Below are 23165 nucleotides of genomic sequence, written 5' to 3'. Positions count from 1 at the left end.
TCCGGTAAGCGATTTGCCAGGATGAAGACAAGCGCTGTTCTGTTCGCGGGACTGCTCGCGGCGGTGTCGTGCCGGGGCGGGGACGGCGCCGCGCCGCAGGAGGGCGCGGGTGGCATCAAGGTCGACTTCGGCGTCACGAAAGAGGCGTGCCCGCAGGCGACCGACAAGTCCAAGGGCTGCATCTACCTGGGCACCATTTCCGATCTGACGGAAGGCCCGTTCAAGACGCTGGCCGTGCCGATCACGGACGCGCAGAAGGCGTTCTGGAAGCGCGTGAACGACCGCGGCGGCATCGGGGGTTACGAGGTCGACGTGACCACGTACGTCAAGGACAACAAGTACAACCCGCAGATCCACAACCAGGTCTACCAGGAGATCAAGGGCAAGATCCTGGCGCTGACGCAGACGCTGGGCTCACCCACGACGGTCGCCATCCTGCCCGACCTGGAGAGCAGCCAGATGGTGTCGGTGCCCGCGTCGTGGACCTCGTTGTGGGGCTTCGAGGAGGTCGTGCTCGAGTCCGGCACGAACTACTGCGTCGAGTCGATGAACACCGTCGACTACGCCGTGGACAAGCTCGGCGTGAAGTCCGTGATGGCGGTGCACCTCGCCGGTGACTACGGCGACGACGCGGCCGCCGGAGCGAAGATCGCCGCCGAGAAGCGCGGGCTGTCGTTCGAGAACGTGACGACCCAGTCCGGCCAGGACAACCAGGGCGGCGCGATCGACGCGGTCGTGTCGAAGAAGCCCGACCTGGTGATCCTCACGACCGGCCCGACCGACGCGGCCGTGATCGTCGGCCAGGCGGCGGCACGGGGCTACAAGGGCAAGTTCATCGGCACGTCGCCGACGTGGAACCCCGGCCTGCTGAAGTCGCCGGCCGCACCCGCGATCAAGGCCCTGTACATGCAGTCGGCGCCGTGGAAGGCGTGGGCGACCGAGTCCGTCGGCCACACCGCGATGCGTGCCGCGCTGCCCGGCGTGACGCCGAACGACGGTTACACGGCCGGGTGGGTGTGGGCGTACCCGCTGAAGGCGGCGCTGGAGAAGGCCGCGGCGAACAAGGACCTGACGCGGGCCGGTCTGCTCAACGCGGTGCGTCAACTCACCTCTGTGGACTACGAGGGCATGCTTCCTTCGGGTGCAGGTAATTTCTCCGCTTCTGCGCAGGATGCCCTGTTCCGTCAGTCACTCATCTACCGCCCGGACGACGCCGCGCCGACCGGAGTGACGCTGGTGGAGGACTTCTTCACCGGTCCGACAGCAAAAGATTTCAAGTTCGAGAAGCCCTGCTACCAGTGAACCGAACGGGTGACACCTGCCGCTGACCTCCTGCGCTTTTGGTTAGTCTCGCTGGTGAGATGTTGCTAGGAGGTTGCTGCGGTGTTGACGTGCGTTGAAGTTCGCCGTGCCGCTGGAGGCCTCCGGTTGTTCGTCCGTCCCCCGGCCGCGCTGCGCTGGAGCGCGCGGCTGGGGTACGAGCGGGTGTCGGAGCTGCTGACCGCGATTCGTCAGGCGGAGTCGTGCACGGTGCCGGACGTGGCGCTCCGGTACGTGCCCGACCAGCGCACCGGTGAGGCGGTGCTGGCCTGCGCCACCGGGTCGGTGGTGCTGGCCGCGGACGACGTGGCGTTGCTGCACGACACGCTGCGGGCCCACATGCCGGACCGGATGAGGCCGCTGCCCGTCTGAGGTGTGCGCCTGCCCGTTGGGGCAGCCGATCGTGTCCCTCAGGACGTCGGCGCGCTGGTCCCGGTTCTCCGGCCCGCGCGCGATCGTGGACGCGTGATTCACGAGGTAGACGAGGCTTTGCGCCGCCTGGTCCGCGACGAGGCGCTGCGCGGTTCCGATCTGGAGGTCGCGTTCGACGCGCCGACCAAGGACTGGGCGGCTCGGCGGAACGCGCCCACGGTCAACATCTACCTCTACGACATCCGTGAGGACATGCGCCGCCGCCAGCGCGGGCTGCTCAACGAGTACGACGCGCAGGGCAAGGTGGCGGCGCGGCACGTCCCGCCGCGGCACATGAAGCTCTCGTACCTCGTCACGGCTTGGACGCAACGCCCGGAGGACGAGCACCGGCTCCTCTCGGACCTGCTCATCGGGTTCCTGAAGTACGACGCCGTGCCACCGGGACTCCTCAGCGGCTCGCTCGACGAGATGCAGCTGCCCGTGCCGATGACGGTCGCCCTGCCACCGCCGGAGGACAGGGCGTTCGCGGACGTGTGGAGCGCGCTGGGCGGTGAGCTGAAGCCGTCGCTCGACGTCGTCGTGTCGGCGCCGGTGTCGTCCGGGCGCAGGATCGCGGCCGGTCCGCCCGCTCGCGAGGGCGTGCAGCTGCACACCGGCGAGGAACGGGTGCGGCACGACGTGTCCGCGGACGGCGTGGCGATGCGCAGGGTCGCGCGATGATCTTCGAGCGGATGGCAGGGCTGGAGCGGCGGATCCGGGTGGCGGTGGCGGCGCGGCGGGCCACGGATCCGAACCCGGACGACCCGTTCCGCGGGCTCTACCTGTCGGACGAGGTCATCGAGGCGCTGCTGGACAGCGGCAGGGAACCGTTCGCGCCGTTCACCGAGACGACGGCGGACGGGCGGCTCGGCCGGCTGGCGCGGAAGGCGCAACTGTCCGAAGTGGACGTCGAGTTGCTGCTCGTGGCGCTCGCGCCGGACGTCGACAGCCGGTTCGAGCAGTTCTACGGGTACCTGAACGACGACGTGACGCGGCGCAGGGCGACGGTCGGGCTCGCGCTGAGGCTGTGCGGGCTCGCGGAGGCGTCGTCGCAGGGCAGGGCGAGGCTCGACCACGGCAGCCCGCTCGTGCGGTGCGGGCTCATCACCACGGAGGACCGGGAAAGGCCGCTGCTCAGCCGGTCGTTGCGGGTACCGGACCGGGTCGGGGCGCACCTGCTCGGTGACGACCGGCCGGACCCGCTGCTCGCGGACTTCGTGACGCTGCCGGGAGATCCGGTGGCCATGCCGGGCGCGGACCGGCTCGCGCGCGGCATCGAACGCGGTGTCCGGCTCGTGTACCTGCGCGAGCACCCCGGCGGCGGCGCGGCCGAGCTCGCCGTGGCGGCACTGGCGCGGGCCGGTTTCCCCGCGCTGCTCGTGGACGCGGCGCGCATGACCGACGCGCTGGCGGTCACCCGTGAGGCGTTGCTCAGGGGCGCGGGGATCGCGATCGGGCCCGTCGACTCGAACTTCTCACTGGATCCGTTGCTGCACGACGAGATCCCGGTGATCGCGTACGGGCCGGGCGCGTGGGAACCGCGCTGGACGCGGGTTCCGCCGTTGCAGCACGACGCGGTGCAGGTGCCGTTCGAGGTGCGGGTGAACCTGTGGCGCACGGAGCTGGACGGCAAGCTGGCGCAGGGGATCGACCCGGCCGAGGTCACCGCGCACTTCGTCCTCGGCCCCACGCAGATCAGCAGAGCGGCGAACGCGGCCACGGTCTCGGCGCTGGCCGACGACGGCCTGGTCGACGTCACGCATCTCAGGGCCGGTGCGCGCAGCCAGAACGCGGGAGGGCTGCAACGCCTGGCCCGTCGCATCGAGCCCGCGGTGTCGTGGCAGGACCTGGTGCTGCCCCCGCCCGTCACGTCGTTGCTGCGCGAGCTCGCGGCCAGGGCCAGGTACCGGGACCGCGTGATCGACGAGTGGCGCATGCGGCCGGGCGGCGGCCGCGGCCGCGGTGTGACGGCGTTGTTCGCGGGCGACTCCGGCACGGGCAAGACGATGTCGGCCGAGGTGATCGCGGCCTCGCTCGGGCTCGACCTCTACACGGTCAACCTGGCGACGGTCGTGGACAAGTACGTCGGCGAGACCGAGAAGAACCTGGAGCGCATCTTCGTCGAGGCGGCGGGCGTCAACGGCGTGCTGCTGTTCGACGAGGCCGACGCGATCTTCGGCAAGCGGTCGGAAGTCCGCGACGCACACGATCGTTACGCGAACATCGAGAGCGCGTACCTGTTGCAGCGCATGGAATCCTTCGACGGCATCGCCGTGCTGGCCACGAACCTGCGCGCGAACCTCGACGACGCCTTCACCCGTCGCCTCGACGTGATCGTGGACTTCCCGTTGCCCGACGCGGACCTGCGCCGCGGCCTGTGGGACCGCTGCCTGGGCACCTCGGTGCCGCGATCGTCCGATGTGGACCTGGACTTCCTGGCGGCGTCGTTCGAACTGGCGGGCGGCCACATCAGGTCGGCGGCTGTGACGGCGGCCTACCTGGCGGCCGAGGCGGGCCACGTGGTCGGCATGGTCGAACTGATCGGCGCGGTGGCGCGCGAGTACCGCAAGCTCGGACGGCTGGTGGGGGAACGCGAGTTCGGCCGCTACTTCGAACTGGCAACCGAACGTCTGGTGAGTTAGCTCATTTCACAGGGAGCGGAGATGCACGGACACGATTTCGACGCGGAGACTTCCTTCCGCCCCAAGGGCGACCGGGTCCAGCACGAGGAAACCGACCTGCTCGGCCGCGCGGCCGCCGCCGGACGCACCGACGTGCTCGGACCGGCCGGGATGCTGGGCCTGCAACGTGCCGTGGGCAACGCCGGCGTCGGCGCGGTCGTGGAGGAAGAACGCTCGCCCGTGCACGACGTCATCTCGTCCGGCGGCTCGCCGCTGGCCGCGGACGTGCGCGAGGACATGGAAGGCCGCTTCGGCCAGGACTTCTCCGACGTGCGCGTGCACACCGACGCCGCGGCGGACCACTCCGCCCGCTCGGTGAACGCCCATGCCTACACCGTCGGCTCGAACATCGTGTTCCAGCGCGACAGGTACGACCCCTCCTCGGATTCCGGCAAGCACATGCTGGCTCATGAGCTGACGCACGTGGTGCAGCAGCGGTCAGGGCCGGTCGACGGTACCGATGCCGGGGGTGGGGTGAAGGTCAGCGATCCGTCCGACCGGTTCGAGCGGGATGCCGTGGCCAACGCGGATCGGATCATGGCCGCGCCTGCTGCTGCTCCGGTGCAGCGGTGTGAAGACCACGGGGAGGCGCACGTGCAGCGCGAGGAGGCTCCTGAGGAGGAGACCGCGCAGACGTTCGTGCAGCGGGCCGAGGAAGAGGAAGAAGCCGCCGCCGAGTGACTCCTCACTTCTGGCCCAGCAGCGCCGCGGCGGCTGCCGGGTCGTAGGTCACCACCCTGCCCGACCAGCCGCCCGGCCGCGGGTACTGCTCGTTCATGTGGAGCACGTAGATGGCGACCTGCCGCTGACCCTCGGCGATCGCCGAGGGGGTGTTCGGCTTGATCTCGTAGATCACGCCGTTCGCCATGTCGACGCGGTCCAGCCGCTTCGAGCCGCCTTCCGGGAACTCGATCTCGAACTCGCGGTTGAGGCCGCGCGGCATTTGGTCCTCCGGCACGAGCACGTCACCGTGCTCGTGGGCGAAGTTGCCCCGTTCGAGCTCAGGCCGCTGCCCGGCGCCGCCCGGTGTGTCGGCGTCGTGCATGCCGTGTTGTCCCAGCGCGTCCTCACCCAGATCCCCGCTGGTGGCTTTGCCCTGTCCCTCCACGAACTCGCCGATGATCTCCACCTGGCGCAGGTCGAGCCGTTCACCGGTGCCCGCCGATGCCACCGGGCGGTCCGGAGCACGGCCGCCCTCGCCTTCGATGACGGTGAACTGCCTGCGAGCTGGTTGGCCGTCGGTGCCTGTCGCGGGCAGAGCAGCCTCGACGGGCTCGCCGGACGGCCGCGCGTTGTCGTTGGCCGCGGTGCCTTCGGGGACGTCGACGGGCTCGAACTCCGGGATGGCGTTGTCGTTGGCTGCGGTTCCCTCCGGAAGATCTGCGGGAGCTGGCGCGCGTTCGGACACGGGTGGTGCATCGCTCGCCGCCGGTGCCGGTGCTTCGGAGGCCGCGGGCGCCTCGGAAACTGCGGGCGCCTCGGTGACCGCCGGTGCCTCGGAAGCCGGTGCCGTGTCCGGCACCGCGCTCTCCGGCACCGCGGGCGCCTCACCCGCCGCCACCGGCGCCTCACCCGCCGTCGCACCCTCACCAGCAGCTGCACCTTCCGCCACGGGCGCTGGTTCCGCGCCGCTGCCGAACGGCCTGCCCGCCGCCACCGCGCCGCGGATGTCGCCGATCGCGGCGCCCATGGCCCGCGCCGCCACCGAGGTCGAGCCCTGCAGGCCCGACTGCACGGCGCCGACCGCGTTCGAGATTCTCGGACCGACCACCTGGCCGGCCTTCTCGCCGGCGATCTGCATCGCCATCACGCCCATGGTCTCGGTGTCGGAGGCCATGTCCTCGGACTCCTGGCGCAGTCGTCCCGCGGTGTCGGCCGTGGCGGCGTCGACCAGGTTCTTGATGAGCACGAACGCGTTGAGCTCCAGGGCGATGGCGGCCGCCTCCACCGCCCACGGGCCGACGGTGGCGGCCACGCTGCTGCAGAACGTGATGATCGGGACGCAGACCGGACTGGCCGCGCCGAAGGTGAGAAGGATGGCCGCGGCGCAGATGGCGATCACGGCGATCGCCAGGCCCGCGACCGAACCGAGCACGATGGTGATGCCGGTGGCGATGTCGGCGGCGGACTTCAGCAGGTTGCCGACCGGGTCGCGTTCCCACTGCTGGCGGCTGAAGAGGTTGGCGCCGCCGGAGAGGATCATGCCGAGGCCGGTCAGGACACCGGTCATCGACACCCGCGGGTCGACGAAGCCGCGCAGGATGTTGAGGCCGAACTTCGGCCAGTTCGTGGCGCCGAGCGAGCCGGTGAGGCGGGAGAACGTCATGCGCAGCGCCAGGCTCGCCTTCGCGCCGGCGCCCAGTGACGCGAAGTTGCCGTGCGACTCGGCCTCGATCTGGCGCAGCTCGTCCAGCCTGCGCTGTTCGGCCGCGGCGGCTTGTTCGGCGCGCGCCCGTGCGGACGGCGGGTCCTCGCCGGTGAGCCACGCGGGCAGGCCGTGGGTCAGGTTCACCCTTTCCCGGTCGCCGTACGCCTCGCGCTGGAGGGCAGGGCCCTGACGCAGTTGCCGCGCCGGTACGGAAGCCATCGCACCCAGGTACGCGGTCTGCGTGGCGTGCAGCCTGGACTCCAGCGCGGTCGACGCGGTCATCGCCGCCGCGCCCCGCTCGTCGAGTTGCGCGGCACCCTCGCGCATCTCGGCCGGTCCGCCTGCCAGCGCGGCGATGTCCGACTTCGCCTGCGTGTTCTGCGCGGTGAGCTCGTCGAGCTTGCCGGTGGTCGACGCCAGGGTGGCCTCCGTGGCCGCGATCTTGCCGCTCGCCTCGGAGTTGAGCGCCGTCGCGCGGGCCGCCTCGTCGACGAGCCCGGTCGCGCGCTGACCGGTGGCGCTGATCGCGCCGTCGATGCTGCCCAGGTCGTTACCGATCCTGTTGACCTGCCCGGCCTGTTCACGGGCCTTGCCGGCCGCCTCGGCGTCCTCGGGCTGCACGGACGCTGCGCGGCCGCCCAGCTGCCGCGCTTCGGACACCATCGGACCGGTCTTCGCCTTGCCCTCGTCGGCTTTCGACGCGAACCCCGGCGCTTCGGCCGCGACCTGCGTGGCCTTCTCCGTGGACGACGTCAGCGCGTTCTTCGACTGATCGGCCACCGCACGGCGTTGATCGACGTGTCCTCGCACGGTCGTGATGGAGGTGTCCGCCTCGGCGACCTTGGCCCGCGCGGTCTGCAGTCCGGCCTCCAGGGCGTGACCACGAGCCCGTGACGCCGCCGCCTCTGCCGCCAGCTGGTGTCCCGTGTACCGCAACTGCTGCAGCTTGATCGCGACGGCGGCGACCGCCTGGTCCGCGACGGGATTGGCGGGCACGGGGCGCCCGCCGGAGTCGACCGGCGGTGCGAACGCCGGTGGCGCGACCTGTGCCGGGGGCTCGGGAACGGGGACCGCCGCGGCACGGGCGACAGCGTCACTGGCGGAGGCGACGGCGGCGGCGGGCGCTTCTGTTTGCGGCGCACGGCTTTCCGGCGGTGCGGCGGGTGCGGGACGAGGCGGCGTCACGGGAGCGGCCGGCCTCGCGGCTTCCGTCTTGGTCTCCGCCGCTGCCGCCACGACCTTCGACCGCTCGGCCGAGACCTTGTCGGGCTGGGCGAACGCGGCACGCTGCCGCGCCCTGATCGCGGCTGGATCCCCGGCGGGAGGCCGTTCTTCCGGTGGCGCGCCCTCCTTGGCGGACGCCTCGTGCACCACGGCGTCCGCGGTCGCGTTGATCTCCGACATCTGCCCCGAGTCGGGCACGCGCTGGGCGATCATGCTGTTGACCGCGGTGTTCCCCGCGGCGCGTTGCAAAGCGAGCATCGCGTGCGCGGCCGGTTTCACCCCGGCGGCAGGAGGTCGGCGGGGCGACTCCGGGGGTGTCCGTTTTTCCTCACGGTCCAAGCCGCTCACAACGTCCACTGTCAGCGAGCGCACCGTGCCGCGGAAATGCCGCGACGGTCGTGCGGAGAGGCCGTTGATGCTGCCCGTTGGGGCAGAACGGGCCGATCGAGGCAGTGGCGGCGATAATCTGCCTTGGTGCGCAAGCGAATCGACCTCACGACGTGGCCGCGCTGGATCCAGGGCGTCGTGGCGGTGGCCGTCGTCGCGCTGGTCGTCGGCCTTGCCGTGCGGTGGCAGGGAAACGTCACCACCGGCACGGTGATCGCCGCGTGTGCCGCCGCGCTGCTCGCCTTCGGGCTGGTGGCGTGGCGATCAGCCGATCGGCGCCGGTGAGCTCGCCTCGGGGATCTCGATCCTGGGCGTTCCGGTGCCGTCGGCGGGCACCGACCACACGTCGTTCAGGCCGTCGTCGCGCTGGATCCCGTACGCGACGGTCCTGTCGTCGAGCCAGGCAGGCTGGTCGTCGACGGAGCGGGTCTCGGCGAGCGGCGTGATCCTGCTCGTGGCCAGGTCGAGCACGGAGACGCGCCAGCCCTGCTGCGGGTCGCCGTTGACGGCCGCCTTGTAGGCGATGCGGGTGCCGTCGGGGGACAGCGACGGGCACTCGACGTTGTCGTGTTCCGTCAGCGGCCGGACCGTGCGGGCCGCGAAGTCGCCCTCGATCAGGTAGCGGTGCGGGCCGGTCGACATGGTGGCGTAGAAGCGGTTGTCGTCGGCGGTGAACGTGACGCCCCAGAAGTTCGCGTCCACCGGCAGCTGCGGCATGCCTTCGACGGTGAACTCCTCCAGCGACTGCACGAGCGCGCCGGTCTTCGTGTCGAAGATGCCCGTGCTGGTCGAGAAACCGTTGGCGGCGTAGGAATGTCCGTCGACGAACAGCGTCCACGCGACCATGCGGCCGCTGGCGGAAACGCGGGTGCGGTTGGGGAAGCCGGTCAGCGGAACCGTGCGCAGTTCCTTCAGCTGGCTGTCCAGCACGGCGAGTTCGCCCGCCTTCAACGCGCCGACCGGGCGCAGGCACGAGATCGTGCCGCTCGCGGCGTACGCCCGGTCGCAGCGCTGCTCGGTGATCTCCCGCGGCCCGGCCGGGTCGCTGCGGGACACGGTGGAGAGCCTGCCGTTGCTGAGCATCATGAGCCGGGGGCCGGTGCCCGCCGGGATGGAATGCGCGGCCTCGCCGGGTGAGGTGCCGGACAGCGCGGTGTAGCCGATGGCGACGCCGCCGAGCAGCACGGCGGCGATGACGGTGATCAGCAGTCGGTTCTTCACGAGGTGCGACGTCCCAGCAGTGCGGCGGTGGTGAGCAGGGCCAGGACGACCGCGACCGCGGCGATCCTGGTGGCGGTTTCCGGGCTCCAGAACTGCCAGGCGAGGCCGAACAGCACGGAGGAGCCGAGGTACGCGAGCGCCTGTCCACTTTGGATCAGCGCGATTCCGGTGGTGCGCAACCGTTCCGGCAGGACCGGGCCGGCGAGCGCCATCAGCACGCCGTCCGTGGCTGCGTAGAAGACACCGTAGAGCACCACGACCAGCACCAGCAGCGGCCAGCCGCCGAGCGGGCCGTGCAGCAGCAGGTAGACGGCGGTCAGGGCGCCGTAGCCGCACAGCATCACCTTGAGCCTGCCGACCCGGTCGGCGAGGGCGCCGAGCGGTGCGGCGAGCAGCAGGTAGACCAGGCTCGTGCCGACGGCCAGCAGCGGGAACCAGCCGAACGCCAGCCCCTCCCGCTTCTGCAGCAACAGGTACACGAACCCGTCGCCGATGGTGACCAGGCCGAGCAGCGACGCGGCCAGCACGATCCGGCGCACGGCCGGATCCCTGAGCAGCGCGAGCCGGACTGGTTCCTTGCGCTGCACCGGTTCTGGCCGGTCACGCACGTAGAGCACGAGCACCAGCACGCCGAACGCGGCGATGCAGAAGCTCGTGACGAACACGGCGTCGAACGACTGCGCCGAGGCCGCGAGAACGGCCATCGCGACGAGCGGCCCGGCGAAGGCGCCGATGCCGTCCATCGCCCTGTGCACGCCGAACGCGCGGCCCAGGTCGCCGCTGGGCGTGGACAACGTGATCAGCGCGTCCCGCGGCGCGGTGCGCAGGCCCTTTCCCGCCCGATCCGCGGTGATCACGAACCCGAGCGCGGTCAGGGAGTTGCCCGCGGCGAGCAGGCCGAGCTTGGCCACGGCGGAGATGCCGTAGCCGAAGCCCGCGACCGCCTTGCGCCTGTTCGTCCGGTCGGCGAGGTAACCACCCGCCAGCCGCAACAGGGTGGTGGCGCCGGTGTAGACGCCGTCGATCAGCCCGTACGCGGCCGGGCTGAGCTGGAGGCCGATGACCAGGTACAGCGGCAGGATCGCGGCCACCATCTCCGACGAGACGTCGGTGATCAGGCTGACCGTGCCGAGCGCGAAGACGTTGCCGCTCAGCCCTTTCCAGCTCGCTGCTCTCGGTCGGTCAATTGTGGACAGGTACAACGTCGGCCTCCAGCCCGGTTGTGGCGGTGCGTCAGTGGCAGTTGGTGGTGCCGCTGTCGGTGTAGGTCTTGCCCGCCTCGGGGACGAACTGCCAGTCGAAGCTGTTGCTGTGCAGCGTCAGCTTCAGCACACCGCGGGTGCCGGTGTTGCGGGCCTCGCTGTTCGGCTTGATCGTGCCGAAACCGTAGGCACCGGCGCCGCCCATGCCCGCGACGAACGTCCGAATGCCGCGTGCCGTGTCCAGCCCGCCGTTCGGGTTCTGCGGGGCGAACCGCTCGTACTGGTGGTTGTGCCCGAAGAGCACCAGGTCCGCGTTGGCGTCGTACAGGGCCTGGAACAACGGCTTGGTCGACGTGTCCGGGGCGTGGTTGGCGCCGCTGGTGAACAGCGGGTGGTGCCAGTACGCCGCGGTGCACGGCTTCGTGCTGGCCGCCAGGTCCTGCCGCAGCCACTGCTCCTGCGCGCTGCCCGCCGCCATGCTGATGTTGGAGTTCAGCGACACGATGTGCCAGTTGCCGAGGTCGAAGGAGTAGTAACCCCGGCCCGACGGTCCGGCCTGCGCCCCGAAGTAGTTGTAGTACCCGGTGGCCCCGCTGGTGTGGTAGTCGTGGTTGCCCGGCGACGGCCGCGTGCGTGCCTTGTGCCGGCCCCACGTGGGCTCGTAGTAGGTGTTGAAGTTCGACGCGGTGCCGTCGGGGTAGGCGTTGTCGCCCGTGGTCCAGACGGTGCCCTGGATGTTGTCCAGCAGCGCGGCGGTCGCGGTGTCACCGGAACCGGAGTCCGCGATGTCACCCGCACCGACGAACACCGGATCACCGCTCGGCGGCGGGGTGGTTCCGGTGGTGACCACGAGCTGCGGCGCCGTGGTGGCGCCGGATTCCCGCGAGTCGTAGTCGGCGCCGTCCGAGCTGCTCGACGTGATGCCGATGCTGAACGTGCCGTTGCCGGTGACGTAGCTGGTGACGTCGATCTCGTACCAGGCGTTGCGCGCGACGGAGCCGAGGGAGCCGAGCGTGGCGCCGTCGATGGCCGGCTGGGCGTTGTAGGTGACACCGGTCTCGGACCAGCTCGTGTTGGTCATCGCCCGGAACGTGCCGCCGTTCGGGCTTTCCGCGCCGGCGACGTCATCGGTGTGGACGCGCAGCTTGGCGCTGCTGACCGCCTCGGTGAGGCCGGACACGGAGAACTTCAGGAACATCCGCTTGATCGGCGAGTTGTCCACGCCGAGCTGGCCGGAGGTGCCGTAGTTCGTGCCGGTCGAGCTGCTGTCGACGTAGGTGTCGGCGGTGGGGGTGAAGGTCGTGGTGGCGGCGTGCGCCACCGTGGAGGCGGTGAGGGTGGCCGCCGTGACGACGACCGTGGTGAGCACGGCCAATGGAGCCCTGCGACGTGACATGCCTGCGCACTTCCTTGTTGGCGGACATGGACCGTCGCGAAGGGTAGGGCTCAAATGAGATGAGTGCGGTGAGCGTACGGCGGCAGTTTGGTGAACGGCCGGAAAATCCCCCTCCGGGGTGGCTGCCCTTTCGGGCAGTCACCGGCTCCCTCCGGCACCGCCGCGCGGTCGTGTCGGGTTTTCGCTGGTCGCCGCAGCATGGTCGGACAGGGTTCCGTACGACTTGGGAGGCCGTCGATGCCCACCTATCTCTCGCCGGGCGTGTACGTCGAGGAGGTGGAGGCAGGTGCTCGACCGATCGAGGGCGTGGGCACCGCCGTCGCCGCGTTCGTCGGGTTCGCGGCCAAAGGTGACTACAACACGCCGACGCTGGTGTCGAACTGGGCGCAGTACACCGAGAAGTTCGGCGACTTCGCCGAGGGCTGCTACCTGCCGCTCGCCGTCTACGGCTACTTCCTCAACGGCGGCAGCAACTGCTACGTCGTCCGCGTCGGCGGCGCGCGCTCCAGCCAGGCCGAGCTGCCCGCGGGCCCGCAGGCCCAGCTGGGCGGCTACCGCGTGTCGGCGCGCGAGCTCGGTGCGGGCAGCCTGTCCGTCGAGGTCGGCGATCCTGCCGGGGAGAACCCGCCGGACGACCGCTTCTCGTTGATCGTCAAGGACAACGGCAAGGTCGTCGAGACGCACCAGGTGTCGTCCAAGCGCGGCAAGGAGAACGTGGTCACCGTCGTGAACACGGCCTCGAAGCTGATCACGATCGAGGAGGTCGCCGGCGCGTCACTCGCCCGCCCCGACAAGGCTTCCGTGGCGCTGCGCGAGGCTCCGGCGCCGCCGCCCGTGCCGCGCAAGGTCGTGGCCGACGACTACGTCGGCGACGTGGCCGACCGCACCGGTTTCGGCGGCCTGGAAGCCGTCGACGAGGTCACGATGATCTCGGTGCCCGACCTGATGAGCTCCTACCAGCGCGGGCTGATCACGCTGGAGGCCGTGAAGACCGTGCAGTCGGCGATGATCGCGCACTGCGAGCTCATGGGCGACCGCATGGCGATCCTCGACCCGCCGCCGGACCTCTCACCGGACCAGGTGAAGAACTGGAAGCAGACCGAGGCGGGCTACGACTCGAAGTACGCGGCGCTCTACTACCCGTGGATCAAGGTCTACGATCCGTCCACTTCGGACAACATCTTCGTGCCGCCGTCGGGCCACATGGCGGGCGTCTGGGCTCGCAGCGACGCCGCGCGGGGCGTGCACAAGGCCCCGGCGAACGAGACGGTGCGCGGCGCCGTCGCGTTGCAGACCCAGCTCACCAAGGCCGAGCAGGAGCTGCTGAACCCGATCGGCGTCAACTGCATCCGCACGTTCACCGGCCGCGGCATCCGCGTGTGGGGCGCGCGGACGTTGTCGTCCGACCCGGCGTGGCGCTACCTGAACGTGCGGCGGCTCTTCAACTACCTCGAAGAGTCCATTCTGGACGGAACGCAGTGGGTCGTCTTCGAACCGAACGACGACGCCCTGTGGGCGCGCATCCGCCGGACCATCTCCGCGTTCCTGGTGATGGAGTGGCGCAAGGGAGCGCTGTTCGGCCTCACCCCCGACGAGGCGTTCTACGTCAAGTGCGACCGCGAGACCAACCCGGCGGAGGGCATCGACCTCGGCCAGGTCGTGTGCGAGATCGGCGTGGCGCCGGTGAAGCCCGCGGAGTTCGTCATCTTCCGGCTCGCCCAGCTGCAGGGCGGCACCAGTCTGGTCAACGAGTAAAGGCGGTTCATCGACATGGCACTCCCCGATCTCGACACGTCGGTAGGCCACTCGTTCGGCCTCGAGGTCGACGGCATCACGATCAAGCAGATCTCCGAGGTGACGGGCCTGAAGATGGAGCAGGACGTCATCGAGCTCAAGCAGAACATGGCCGACGGCAAGTACGTCGTGAAGAAGCTCCCCGGCCGCATGAAGGCCGGCGAGGTCGTCTTCACCCGAGGCCTGACCGCCGACAACTCCTTCGAGAAGTGGGTGAAGGACTCCCGCTTCGGCAAGATGGGCAGCGCCCGCAAGAACGGCGTGGTCGTCGTCTACGACTACGAGGGTCAGCCCATCAAGCGCTACAAGATCATGCGCGCCTGGCCGAAGGCGTTGGAGATCGGCACTCTGAAGGCGGGCGACACCTCCGTGCTGACCGAGAAGCTCACGGTCACCTACGAGGAGATGGAAGTCGAGTGAAACGCTCTGCTGCGCCTGTCATGCAGACCGAGTTCGCCTTCGAGCTCCCGCGCGGCTACGTCGACGACTCCGGTGTTGTGCACAAGTCGGGCGTGATGCGCCTGGCCACGGCCCGCGACGAGCTGATCCCGTTGCGGGACGACCGAGTCCGCGAGAACGCGGCCTTCCTGACCGTCGTGCTGCTGGGCCGCGTCGTGGTCCGGCTCGGCTCGGTGACCGACGTGCACGCGGGGATCATCGAGAACCTGTTCGCCTCGGACCTGGCCTTCCTGCAGGACATGTACCGCCGCATCAACAGCGAGGGGCACACCCGCTCAGCCGTCGCGTGCCCCTCCTGCGGACACGGCTTCGAGGTCGACATCGCAGGTGGGCGCCTGGGGGAATCGTGACGTACGCGCCGGACCGGCTGTACTCGGAGGTCGCGTACGTCGCCTACCACTTCCACTGGTCGCTCGATTCCATTTTGGACCTGGAGCACGCGGACCGGTTGCGGTACGTGGAGGAGATCGGCCGCATCAACACGCGGATTTCGGCGGGGTCCGGCGCCGGCGCTGGGTCTGGTTTCGGTTCTGGCTCTGGGTTCGGTTCTGGTTTCGGTTCGGGGAGGTGACTTGCCGTGTGGCCCTTTCGGCGGCGTTCAGCTGAACCTGCTCTGCCCGTTGTCCGGGCCGACTGGCGGACTTTGCCGCCGTTGCAGCGAGTCGTGGCACCCCACCCGCTGATCAACCCGGTGTCCTCGTTCACGTCGAGGTTGAGCGCCTGGCAGAACCCCTCGTTCCTGGCACCACTGGCGCACGCGGTGGGGCCGGGGGAGCCTTCCGGCTCGATTTCCGACGTGGCTGCTCCGGCACCGCGTGAGTGGGGGCCGCCGCGGGAGGACGTGACCGGGGCCGTGGTGTCTCGGGTCGCGATGTCTGAGGCCGTTGTGGGCCCGCCTGCGGTTGCAGCGGGCACGTCTGCGGCTGCTGTCCAGCGTGTGGCTGCTGTGGACTCGGCTGGGGGTGTTGCTGGCCCGCGTGTGGTTGCCGCGGACGCGTCTGTGGCTGCTGGTGTCCAGCGTGTGGTTGCCGCAGACTCGCCTGTGGCTGCTGTCCAGCGTGTGGCTGCGGACTCGGCTGGGGGTGCTGCTGGCCCGCGTGTGGCTGCTGCGGACGCGTCTGTGGGTGCTGGTGTCCAGCGTGTGGTTGCCGCGGACGCGCCTGTGGTTGCTGCTGGCCCGCGTGTGGTAGCTGCGGACTCGCCTGTGGCTGCTGTCCAGCGTGTGGCTGCTGCGGACCCGGCTGGGGGTGCTGCTGGCCCGCGTGTGGTTGCTGGGGAGCTGCCTGCGGCCGTTGCAGGTTCGTCTGTGGTTGCTGCGGGTCCGTCTGCGGTTGCGGCGGGTGCGCCTGTGGTTGCTGATGTCCAGCGTGCTGCTGCTATGGGCGTGCCTGAGGTCGTCGCGGATCCACGTGGGGCTGCTGTGGGCGCGCCTGAGGTCCTTGCGGGTCCACATGTGGCTGCGGCTGGCTCGTCGGTGGCAGCTGTGGACTCGTCTGTGGCTGCTGCGGAGCCGTTCGTGGGTGGTGGGGACTCGTCTGTGGCTGCTGCGGAGCCGTCTGTGGGTGGTGCCGACTCATCTGTGGTTGCTACGGAGCCGTCTGTCGGTCGTGCCGACTCGTCTGTGGTTGCCGCGGGCCCGTCTGCGGTTGCGGCGGGTTTGCCTGTGGTTGCTGGTGTCCAGCGTGTTGCTGCTGTGGGCGCGCCTGAGGTCGTTGCAGGTCCACGTGTGGCAGCTGCGGGCCCGTCTGTGCCTGCTGCCGGCCCGTCTGTGGTTGCTGCGGGTCCGCCTCTGGTTATGGCTGTCCAGCGTGTGGCCGCTGCGGACTCGCCTGGGGCCGTTGCGGGTCCACGTGTAGCAGCTGCAGACCCTGCTGCGGCGCCACCTGGAGCCGCCGCAGACCCGCCAAAAACCACTGCGGACCCGGCAGAGGCAGCTGCGGGCCCGTCTGTGACTGCTGCGGAGACCTCGCCGAGTGCTGCTGCCGTGCAGCGGACTTGGGAGGAGCCGCCTCGTTCGGCTCCGGAACCGCGGCCGCGGCGGCTGGGGCTCGGTGAGCCGATCTCGTCTGTGCTGCAGCGTTCCTCGGCTGCTGGTCCCGATGGCGCGGCAGGTCCAGCGGGCATCTCGAACGCGGCTCGACCGCTCACAGGATCTGCTTCGGCTGTCGTGCGGTCGGCCGGTGAATCCGACGTACCGGCTGCCGCACCACCGCTCGCCGGGCCGGGGGCGCCTTTCGTGCAACGGATGACGGATCCGGGCCCGTCGGCTGATTCCGTGGTTGCTTCGAGGGACGTCGGTGCGGGCATGTCCGAGGGTTCGCCTGCCGGACCTGTCGTGGCGGCTGGTGCCGAGATGCCACTCGTTGGGCTTGGGGAACCTTCCGACGCCGGTGTTGTGGCGCCGCTCGTCGGGTCCGGTGTGACGTCCGGTCCGGACACACTCGCTGAGCCCGCGATTGGTGCGGTGAAGCCGCTTGTCGGTTCCGGCGGGCATGCTGTGCAGCGGGCCGCGGAGGTGAGCGGGCTCCCGGCGTCACGAGTCGCGCGTCCTGATGTGCTGTCCGTGCAACGAACCCCTGGGCTCGGCGTGCCGATGGTGCCGCACCTCGGCGAGTCGGCGCCAGTTGCGGGTTTTGCCGATCCGTTGCCGGTTCTCGGTGCTGGTGGCGGGTCGGCTGGATCGCGTGTCGTTCAACGTGCCGTGGCCGAAGACCCCGCGCATTCGGCGCCGATCGCGGGTTTCGCCGAGCGGGCATCGACGAGCGTCACCAGGGCGCTCACGTCGGGTGCTCCTGGCGGCAACTTCGGATCACCCGTGGTGCAGCGCCGCACCGCACCGGCCTTGGCCGCAACTCCGCCCGTCACCCACACACCCCAAGCAGCCCTGCCCGTCGCGGACCCGACCCCGATCGTCGTCGCCCGCACACCGGACCCGGAACCGGCCGCGCAGAGCCAGGAAGCACCCGCCGTGCAACGCAGCGAGGCACCACCGCAGGCACAGCAGGGCGCCTCGCAGAACGCCGACGAGTTGCTCCGCAAGTTGTACGACCCGCTGCTGCGCCGGCTCAAGGCCGATCTGTGGCTCGACCGTGAGCGTCGTGGGGCGCTCACCGACCTGTGAGGACATGCCATGACCGCACCTGAGGAAGCCGTCGCCGTCTGCTTCTACGTGTCGGTGGACAAGGACGACCTGGGGCCGTTCAACAGTTGTGAGGGGCTCGGGTGCGAGTTCGTCATCGAGCAGCGGGAAGAGGGCGGCAACAACGGGATGGTCTGGCAGCTGCCCACGCGGATCAAGTACCCCAACGTGAAGCTCACGCGGCCCGTCACCAGTGACAGCCAGAAGATCACCAGCTGGATCGCCGGGATGGCCGCGGGGATCAAGCGGCGAACCGCGGTCATCGAGGCGAAGACGCTGGAGGGCAAGACCATCGCCAGCTGGTCGTTGGCCGAGGTGGTGCCGGTGCGGTGGACGGGGCCGCAGTTGAGCGCCGAGCAGACCAAGGTGGCCACCGAGACGCTCGAGCTGGCGCACCACGGGTTCTTGGACGCGCGATGACCGTCACGTTCACCAGTGCGGGGTCGGCGACCACGTCCAAGAAGATGGAGCACGCCAGCATCACGGTGCACGAGCCGCCCAAGCCGGGCGGGCTGCAGAAGCCAGGGGCGCAGCTGGACGTCATCAAGTTCACCTTCAACCCCAAGGAGCTCACGCTCGCCAAGAACGCCAAGTGGCAGCGGCAGGCTCAGCCCAACGCGGCCAAGGCCGGCGTGCCGGAGTTCAAGGGGGCCGAGCCGGCCAAGCTGAGCCTGGAGATCTTCCTCGACTCCACCGACACCATGGGCGACGCGACCATCAAGACCGTCGAGCAGCTCTTCAACCTCACCGTGCCCACAAAGGACAGTCGCAAGGACGGCAAGGGCACCCCGCCCTGGGTCATCTTCCAGTGGGGCACCACGAAGGGCTTCCCGAGTTTCGTCTCCAGCGTCTCGGCCAAGTACACGCTCTTCACGCCGGGCGGGATGCCGGTCAGGGCGGTGTGCACGGTCAACCTGGAGGAGGTCAGCGGCGAACCCGGCGGCCAGAACCCGACCAGCGGTGCCCTCGCAGCCAGGGACGCTCACACGCTCACGGCCGGCGATTCGTTGCAGTCGCTGGCGTACCAGGCGTACGGCAACCCCGAGTTGTGGCGGTACATCGCCGAGGCCAACGACATCGACGACCCGATGCGGCTGCGGCTCGGTTCGACCGTGCTCGTTCCGGCGTTGGAGGAGATCCAGCATGGCTAACGAGAGCTTCGCCAACAACCTGGTCGTCGAGGTCGAGGGGCATCCGCTGCCCGCGGACGTCAAGCTGCTGCTCACCTACGCCTACGTCGACGACAGCCGGAACCTGCCGGACATGTTCGTGCTGCGGTTCCGCGACCCCGGCCACGTCGTGCTCTCCAAGGGGCGCTTCACGATCGGCGCGAAGGCGGCCCTCAAGGTGCAGACGGCCGATCCCGGCGGCCCGAAACCGCTGATGAGCGGCGAGATCACGGCCGTCGGCGTCGAGCTGGACGCCCAGGGCACGTTCACCGAGGTGAGAGGCTACGACGAGGCACACCGGCTGTTCCGGGGCAGGCGGGTCGCGGTCTACCCGAACATGACGGTCAGCGACGTCGTCAAGAAGGTCGCCGAACGCGCGAACATCAAAACGGGCACGATCGACAACGTGCCCGGCTTCGGCGGCAGGCCGGACACCCAGCTCAGCCAGGACAACGTGAGCGACTGGGAGTTCCTGAGCCGCCTCGCCAGAACCGTCGGCGCGCAGATCGCGGTCAGGGACGGCAAGCTCGACTTCAAGCTGCCGCAACCGCCAGCGTCGGCGCCGCAGACCAACGCCAAAGCCAGGTCCAACCCGCTCGTCCTCGAGATGCACAGCACGCTCGTGGCGCTCAGGGCGGGCATCACGACGGCAGGGCAGGTGCCGGAGGTCCAGGTCAGGGGCTGGGACTTCGAGAACAAACAGGAGATCGTGGCGACCGCCACCCCGAACACCGCCGGCGTCGAGGTGCCGCAGGCCAACCCGGCGCAGCTGGCCAACAAGTTCAAGGCACCGCCGCACCTCGAAGCTGGCCTGCCCTACCGGACGCACGCCGAGGCCAAGACCGCGGCGGAGGCGCTGGCGGCCCAGCTCGGCGGCTCGTGCGCCGAACTCACCGGTGTGGCGAGGGGAAACCCCGAGCTGAAGGCGGGAGTGGCGGTGGCGCTCGCCAACGTCGGCGAACCGTTCCAGGGCAAGTACACCCTGACCAGCACCAGGCACCTGTTCGCCGAACACACCGGCTACACCACGGAGTTCACGGTGTCGGGCAGGCAGGAACGCTCCCTCTACGGCCTGGTCCACGGCACCACTCCCAAGCCCCTCAACGGACTCGTGCCCGCGGTCGTCACGAACGCCAAGGACCCGCTGCAGATCGGCCGCGTTCAGGTCAGGTTCCCGTGGCTGTCGGCGGACTTCACCAGTGTCTGGGCGAGGACCGTGCAGCAGGGGGCGGGAGCGAACCGCGGCACGGTGATCCTGCCGGAGGTCGGCGACGAGGTGCTGGTCGGCTTCGAGCACGGCGACTTCGACGCCCCGTACGTGCTCGGCGGCCTCTACAACGGCAAGGACAAGCCGCCCACGCTCGGCAAGCCGCCGGTCGACAGCGGCAACGGCGAGATCGCCGCGCGGGGCTTCGTGTCCAGGAAGGGGCACAGGGTCGAGTTCGTCGAGGACGACGGCATCGTGATCTCCAGCGGTGACGGGAAGTTCGTCGTGAAGCTCGACCAGAAGTCGGAGAACGTCGAGATCACCAGCGGCAAGACCATCAACGTCAAGGCGCAGAACGGTATCACCGTCGACGCGGGTACCGGGCCGCTGGAGCTCAAGGGGCAGAAGGTGTCCGTCACGGCACAGACCGAGCTCAAGGCGGAAGGCACGCAGGTCAAGATCGCCGGTCAGGCGCAGACCGAGGTCACGGCCGGCGGTGTCCTCACCGTCAAGGGCTCCATCGTCAAGATCAACTGAGGAACGAACCATGCCACCCGCAGCAAGAGTCGGAGACATGACCGGGCACCCCGGCGTCGTCATGCCGCCCGGTGTCCCGACCGTGCTCATCGGCGGACTGCCCGCCGCGACGGTCGGGAACATGCACACCTGCTCGTTCCCGCCACCCGCCGTGCACCCGCCGACGCCGATCATCCCGCCGGGTTGCCCGACGGTGCTGATCGGCGGCAAGCCAGCGGCCCGCGTGGGCGACCTGAGCGGCTGCGGTGCGCCGATCCTGCCGCCCGGCTGCCCGACCGTCCTGATCGGAGGGTGAGACGGTGGATTTCATCGGCAGGGGCCTCAGCTTCCCCGTCCGCACCGACGCGACGGGATCGGTGGCGCTCGTCGACGGTGACCGCGAGATCGTGGAGAGCATCCGGCTGATCCTCGCCACGGCGCCGGGAGAACGCCCGATGAGGCCCGAGTTCGGCTGCGCGATCCACGACCTCGTGTTCGCGCCCGCGGACTCCACGACGGCCGGGCAGATCGCCTACGAGGTGCGGCAGTCGCTGGAGCGGTGGGAACCGCGCGTCGACGTGGCCGACGTCGTCGTCGACTTCGCCGAGGTCGACAGCGGCACCCTGCTGATCGACATCCGCTACACCCTGCGCAACACCAACGACCCGCGCAACCTCGTCTTCCCGTTCTACGTCATACCGCCGCACGAGGACGGTGCGTGATGCCGCTGCCCCTGCCGAACCTGGACGACCGGCGCTTCCAGCAGCTCGTCGACGAGGCCAAGCGCCGCGTTCAGCAGCACTGTCCCGAGTGGACAGACCACAACGTGTCCGACCCCGGCGTCACGCTGATCGAGGCGTTCGCGCACATGGTCGACGAGCTGATGTACCGGCTCAACCGCGTGCCGCGGCTGCACTACCTGAAGTTCCTCGACCTGATCGGCGTGGAGCTGTTCGCCCCGACCGCCGCCCGCGTGGACGTCACCTACTGGCTGTCCGCACCCCAGCCCGCACCCGTGGAGGTCCCGCAGGGCAACCAGGTCGCGACCCAGCGCAAGGGCGTCGAGGAACCCGTCGTCTTCACCGTCGACCGCCCGCTCACGATCGTGCCCTGCGAACTCTCCCACCTGGCCACCGCCACCGCGAACGGTCAGCCCGTCGACCGCACCGACGACCTCAGGGCCGCCAAGGAACCGCACGCGTTCAGCGAGCAGCCCGAACCGGGTGACGCCGTGCTGTTCGGCCTGTCCAACGCGGTTCCCGGCTGCGCGGTGCTGCTCAGGTTCGACTGCGAGCCGATGGGCTCCGGCATCAACCCCGCCGACCCGCCGTGGGTGTGGGAGGCGTGGACGAGCGAGGGCTGGACCGCCTGCGAGGTCGACCACTTCACCAACGGCGGCTTCAACTCCGCGGGTGACGTCGTCGTGCACGTCCCGTCCGGCCACACCACGTCGATCCTGGTCAGGCAACGCGCGGGCTGGCTGCGCTGCCGTGCCGCCGAACTGTGGCAGGGCCAGCCGTTCTACCAGCGCTCACCGAAGATCCGCGACGTCACCGCGGCCACGATCGGCGGCACGACCGAGGCCGTGCACGCCGACGTCGTGAAGGGTGAGACGATCGGTGTCTCGGAAGGCGTGGCGGGACAACGGTTCCCGCTCGCCCGCACCCCGGTCGTCGCGGGCGCGCCGATCACCGTCGAGGTCGCCACCACCGACGGCTGGGACACCTGGACCGAGGTGCCCACGTTCGTCGAGTCGGGGCCGCAGGACCGGCACTTCCTGCTGGACAACAACGAGGGCCAGATCATCTTCGGCCCAGCGGTGCGGCAGCAGGACGGCACGCTGCGGCACTACGGAGCCGTGCCGGCGAAGTCCGCGGCGATCCGCGTCCCCGAATACCGCACCGGTGGTGGGGTGCGGGGCAACGTCGCCCGCAACCTCGTGACCGTGCAACGGGATCCCGTGCCGTTCGTGAGCAACGTGACCAACCGCAAGCCCGGTCGCGGCGGTGTCGCGGGGGAGTCGGTCGAGGACGCGGCACTGAGAGGCCCGCTGTCGCTGCGGACGCGGGACAGGGCGGTGACGGCCGAGGACTACGAGATCCTCGCGCGAGAGGCCGCTCCGGAGGTCGCACGGGTGCGGTGCGCGCCCGGTGACGACGGGGTGCGCGTGCTGGTCGTGCCCGCTGTTCCCGAGCACGAGGAACCGAACTTCGCGGCGTTCCAGGTCGACCAGGAGACGCTCGAGCGCATCGCGCGGCACCTCGACGCGCGGAGGTGCGTCGGGGCGCGGGTGAGCGTGGAGCCGCCGTTCTACCAGGGCGTCACGGTCGTGGCGGACCTCAAGGCGCGCAACGGGACCCCGACCGAGGCGGTCAGGGCCAGGGCGATGGACGCGTTGAGCGACTACCTCGACCCGATCCGCGGTGGCGCGGACGGCGACGGCTGGCCGTTCGGGCGGCCGGTGCACTCGGGTGAGGTCTACGCGGTGCTGCAACGGATCCCCGGCGTCGAGCTGGTCGAGGACGTCCGGCTGTTCGCGGCGAACCTGCTGACCGGCGAGAGGGGACAGTCGGTGCAGCGGGTCGACCTGCCGCCCAACGGCCTGGCCTTTTCCTACGGGCACCAGGTTCGAGTGGCGAGGAGCTGACATGTGTGCCGAGATCGCGGGCCC

22 protein-coding genes and 1 pseudogene are annotated in these 23165 nt (G+C 70.0%); 19 read left to right on the top strand and 4 right to left on the bottom strand.

Annotated elements, in window-relative coordinates:
• The first annotated feature begins 21 nt into the window (after nt 1–21).
• The 5 genes from IEZ09_RS28105 to IEZ09_RS28085 all read left to right on the top strand — a co-directional run bounded on the left by IEZ09_RS28105 (nt 22) and on the right by IEZ09_RS28085 (nt 5093).
• A complete protein-coding gene (locus IEZ09_RS28105; protein WP_189256786.1) occupies nt 22–1302 on the top strand; it encodes an ABC transporter substrate-binding protein in 1281 nt (426 codons plus the stop codon).
• A 126-nt stretch (nt 1303–1428) separates the two neighbouring features.
• The gene (locus IEZ09_RS28100; protein ID WP_189256785.1) at nt 1429–1692 is read left to right on the top strand and encodes a hypothetical protein; all 264 of its coding nucleotides are present in this window, start codon (nt 1429–1431) and stop codon (nt 1690–1692) included.
• 93 nt (nt 1693–1785) lie between these two features.
• Nucleotides 1786–2412 carry a Pvc16 family protein gene (locus tag IEZ09_RS28095; RefSeq protein ID WP_189256784.1) on the top strand — a complete coding sequence of 209 codons (627 nt, stop codon included), beginning with the start codon at nt 1786–1788 and terminating at the stop codon, nt 2410–2412.
• On the top strand, nt 2409–4373 hold the full coding sequence (locus IEZ09_RS28090; protein WP_189256783.1) for an ATP-binding protein: 1965 nt from the start codon (nt 2409–2411) through the stop codon (nt 4371–4373). Before IEZ09_RS28095 ends, IEZ09_RS28090 begins: the two co-directional genes overlap by 4 nt.
• A gap of 21 nt (nt 4374–4394) precedes the next feature.
• Nucleotides 4395–5093 (top strand): eCIS core domain-containing protein, encoded by a 699-nt coding sequence (locus tag IEZ09_RS28085; protein WP_189256782.1) that lies wholly within the window; start codon nt 4395–4397, stop codon nt 5091–5093.
• A 4-nt stretch (nt 5094–5097) separates the two neighbouring features.
• Here the strand turns inward: IEZ09_RS28085 and IEZ09_RS28080 are convergent, their stop codons facing one another.
• On the bottom strand, nt 5098–8352 hold the full coding sequence (locus IEZ09_RS28080) for a hypothetical protein (RefSeq protein ID WP_189256781.1): 3255 nt from the start codon (nt 8350–8352) through the stop codon (nt 5098–5100).
• Nucleotides 8353–8478: 126 nt separating this feature from the next.
• Here IEZ09_RS28080 and IEZ09_RS28075 point away from each other — a divergent pair, with 126 nt between their 5' ends.
• Nucleotides 8479–8676, top strand: a complete 198-nt coding sequence (locus IEZ09_RS28075) for a hypothetical protein (RefSeq protein WP_189256780.1) — start codon at nt 8479–8481, stop codon at nt 8674–8676.
• Here IEZ09_RS28075 and IEZ09_RS28070 read toward each other — a convergent pair.
• From IEZ09_RS28070 to IEZ09_RS28060, 3 genes are read right to left on the bottom strand one after another with little or no spacing between them, the layout of a single operon-like run.
• Nucleotides 8656–9612, bottom strand: coding sequence for a TolB-like translocation protein (locus IEZ09_RS28070; protein WP_229813016.1), 957 nt, complete (start codon nt 9610–9612; stop codon nt 8656–8658). The genes IEZ09_RS28075 and IEZ09_RS28070 overlap by 21 nt on opposite strands.
• Nucleotides 9609–10814, bottom strand: coding sequence for an MFS transporter (locus IEZ09_RS28065; protein WP_189256779.1), 1206 nt, complete (start codon nt 10812–10814; stop codon nt 9609–9611). The genes IEZ09_RS28070 and IEZ09_RS28065 overlap by 4 nt, the downstream gene beginning before the upstream one ends.
• Before the next feature lie 31 nt (nt 10815–10845).
• Complete coding sequence (locus tag IEZ09_RS28060; RefSeq protein ID WP_189256778.1) at nt 10846–12210, bottom strand: CBM96 family carbohydrate-binding protein; 1365 nt, start codon at nt 12208–12210, stop codon at nt 10846–10848.
• A 237-nt stretch (nt 12211–12447) separates the two neighbouring features.
• On the opposite strand from IEZ09_RS28060, the gene IEZ09_RS28055 reads away from it, so the two are divergent.
• The 13 genes and pseudogenes from IEZ09_RS28055 to IEZ09_RS27995 all read left to right on the top strand — a co-directional run bounded on the left by IEZ09_RS28055 (nt 12448) and on the right by IEZ09_RS27995 (nt 23141).
• Complete coding sequence (locus IEZ09_RS28055; protein ID WP_189256777.1) at nt 12448–13965, top strand: phage tail sheath family protein; 1518 nt, start codon at nt 12448–12450, stop codon at nt 13963–13965.
• A 15-nt stretch (nt 13966–13980) separates the two neighbouring features.
• On the top strand, nt 13981–14424 hold the full coding sequence (locus tag IEZ09_RS28050; RefSeq protein ID WP_189256776.1) for a phage tail protein: 444 nt from the start codon (nt 13981–13983) through the stop codon (nt 14422–14424).
• Between the two features lie 20 nt (nt 14425–14444).
• Nucleotides 14445–14813, top strand: a complete 369-nt coding sequence (locus IEZ09_RS28045; RefSeq protein ID WP_189256847.1) for a hypothetical protein — start codon at nt 14445–14447, stop codon at nt 14811–14813.
• Nucleotides 14810–14962, top strand: a pseudogene (locus IEZ09_RS28040) (DUF6760 family protein); the annotation flags it as partial. The gene IEZ09_RS28045 and the pseudogene IEZ09_RS28040, both read left to right, overlap by 4 nt.
• A 385-nt stretch (nt 14963–15347) precedes the next feature.
• On the top strand, nt 15348–15653 hold the full coding sequence (locus tag IEZ09_RS28035) for a hypothetical protein (RefSeq protein ID WP_189256775.1): 306 nt from the start codon (nt 15348–15350) through the stop codon (nt 15651–15653).
• Between the two features lie 30 nt (nt 15654–15683).
• On the top strand, nt 15684–16319 hold the full coding sequence (locus IEZ09_RS28030; RefSeq protein WP_189256774.1) for a hypothetical protein: 636 nt from the start codon (nt 15684–15686) through the stop codon (nt 16317–16319).
• A gap of 845 nt (nt 16320–17164) precedes the next feature.
• Nucleotides 17165–17584 carry a hypothetical protein gene (locus IEZ09_RS28025; protein ID WP_189256773.1) on the top strand — a complete coding sequence of 140 codons (420 nt, stop codon included), beginning with the start codon at nt 17165–17167 and terminating at the stop codon, nt 17582–17584.
• A gap of 9 nt (nt 17585–17593) precedes the next feature.
• Nucleotides 17594–18022, top strand: coding sequence for a phage tail protein (locus IEZ09_RS28020; protein ID WP_189256772.1), 429 nt, complete (start codon nt 17594–17596; stop codon nt 18020–18022).
• Nucleotides 18019–18753, top strand: coding sequence for a CIS tube protein (locus tag IEZ09_RS28015; RefSeq protein ID WP_189256771.1), 735 nt, complete (start codon nt 18019–18021; stop codon nt 18751–18753). The genes IEZ09_RS28020 and IEZ09_RS28015 overlap by 4 nt, the downstream gene beginning before the upstream one ends.
• Nucleotides 18746–20515 carry a VgrG-related protein gene (locus IEZ09_RS28010; protein ID WP_189256770.1) on the top strand — a complete coding sequence of 590 codons (1770 nt, stop codon included), beginning with the start codon at nt 18746–18748 and terminating at the stop codon, nt 20513–20515. Before IEZ09_RS28015 ends, IEZ09_RS28010 begins: the two co-directional genes overlap by 8 nt.
• Before the next feature lie 10 nt (nt 20516–20525).
• Nucleotides 20526–20810 carry a PAAR domain-containing protein gene (locus IEZ09_RS28005; RefSeq protein ID WP_189256769.1) on the top strand — a complete coding sequence of 95 codons (285 nt, stop codon included), beginning with the start codon at nt 20526–20528 and terminating at the stop codon, nt 20808–20810.
• Nucleotides 20811–20814: 4 nt separating this feature from the next.
• Entirely contained in the window at nt 20815–21216 is a 402-nt protein-coding gene (locus IEZ09_RS28000) for a GPW/gp25 family protein (protein WP_189256768.1), read from the top strand.
• Nucleotides 21216–23141 (top strand): putative baseplate assembly protein, encoded by a 1926-nt coding sequence (locus IEZ09_RS27995; RefSeq protein ID WP_189256767.1) that lies wholly within the window; start codon nt 21216–21218, stop codon nt 23139–23141. The genes IEZ09_RS28000 and IEZ09_RS27995 overlap by 1 nt, the downstream gene beginning before the upstream one ends.
• Nucleotides 23142–23165 lie beyond the last annotated feature (24 nt).

Origin of the sequence: Lentzea flava, from assembly GCF_014648475.1 — a bacterium.
GTDB lineage: Bacteria > Actinomycetota > Actinomycetes > Mycobacteriales > Pseudonocardiaceae > Lentzea > Lentzea flava.
Note: the sequence above shows the minus strand (reverse complement) of the source record. Positions and strands in the feature narration are given on the sequence as shown.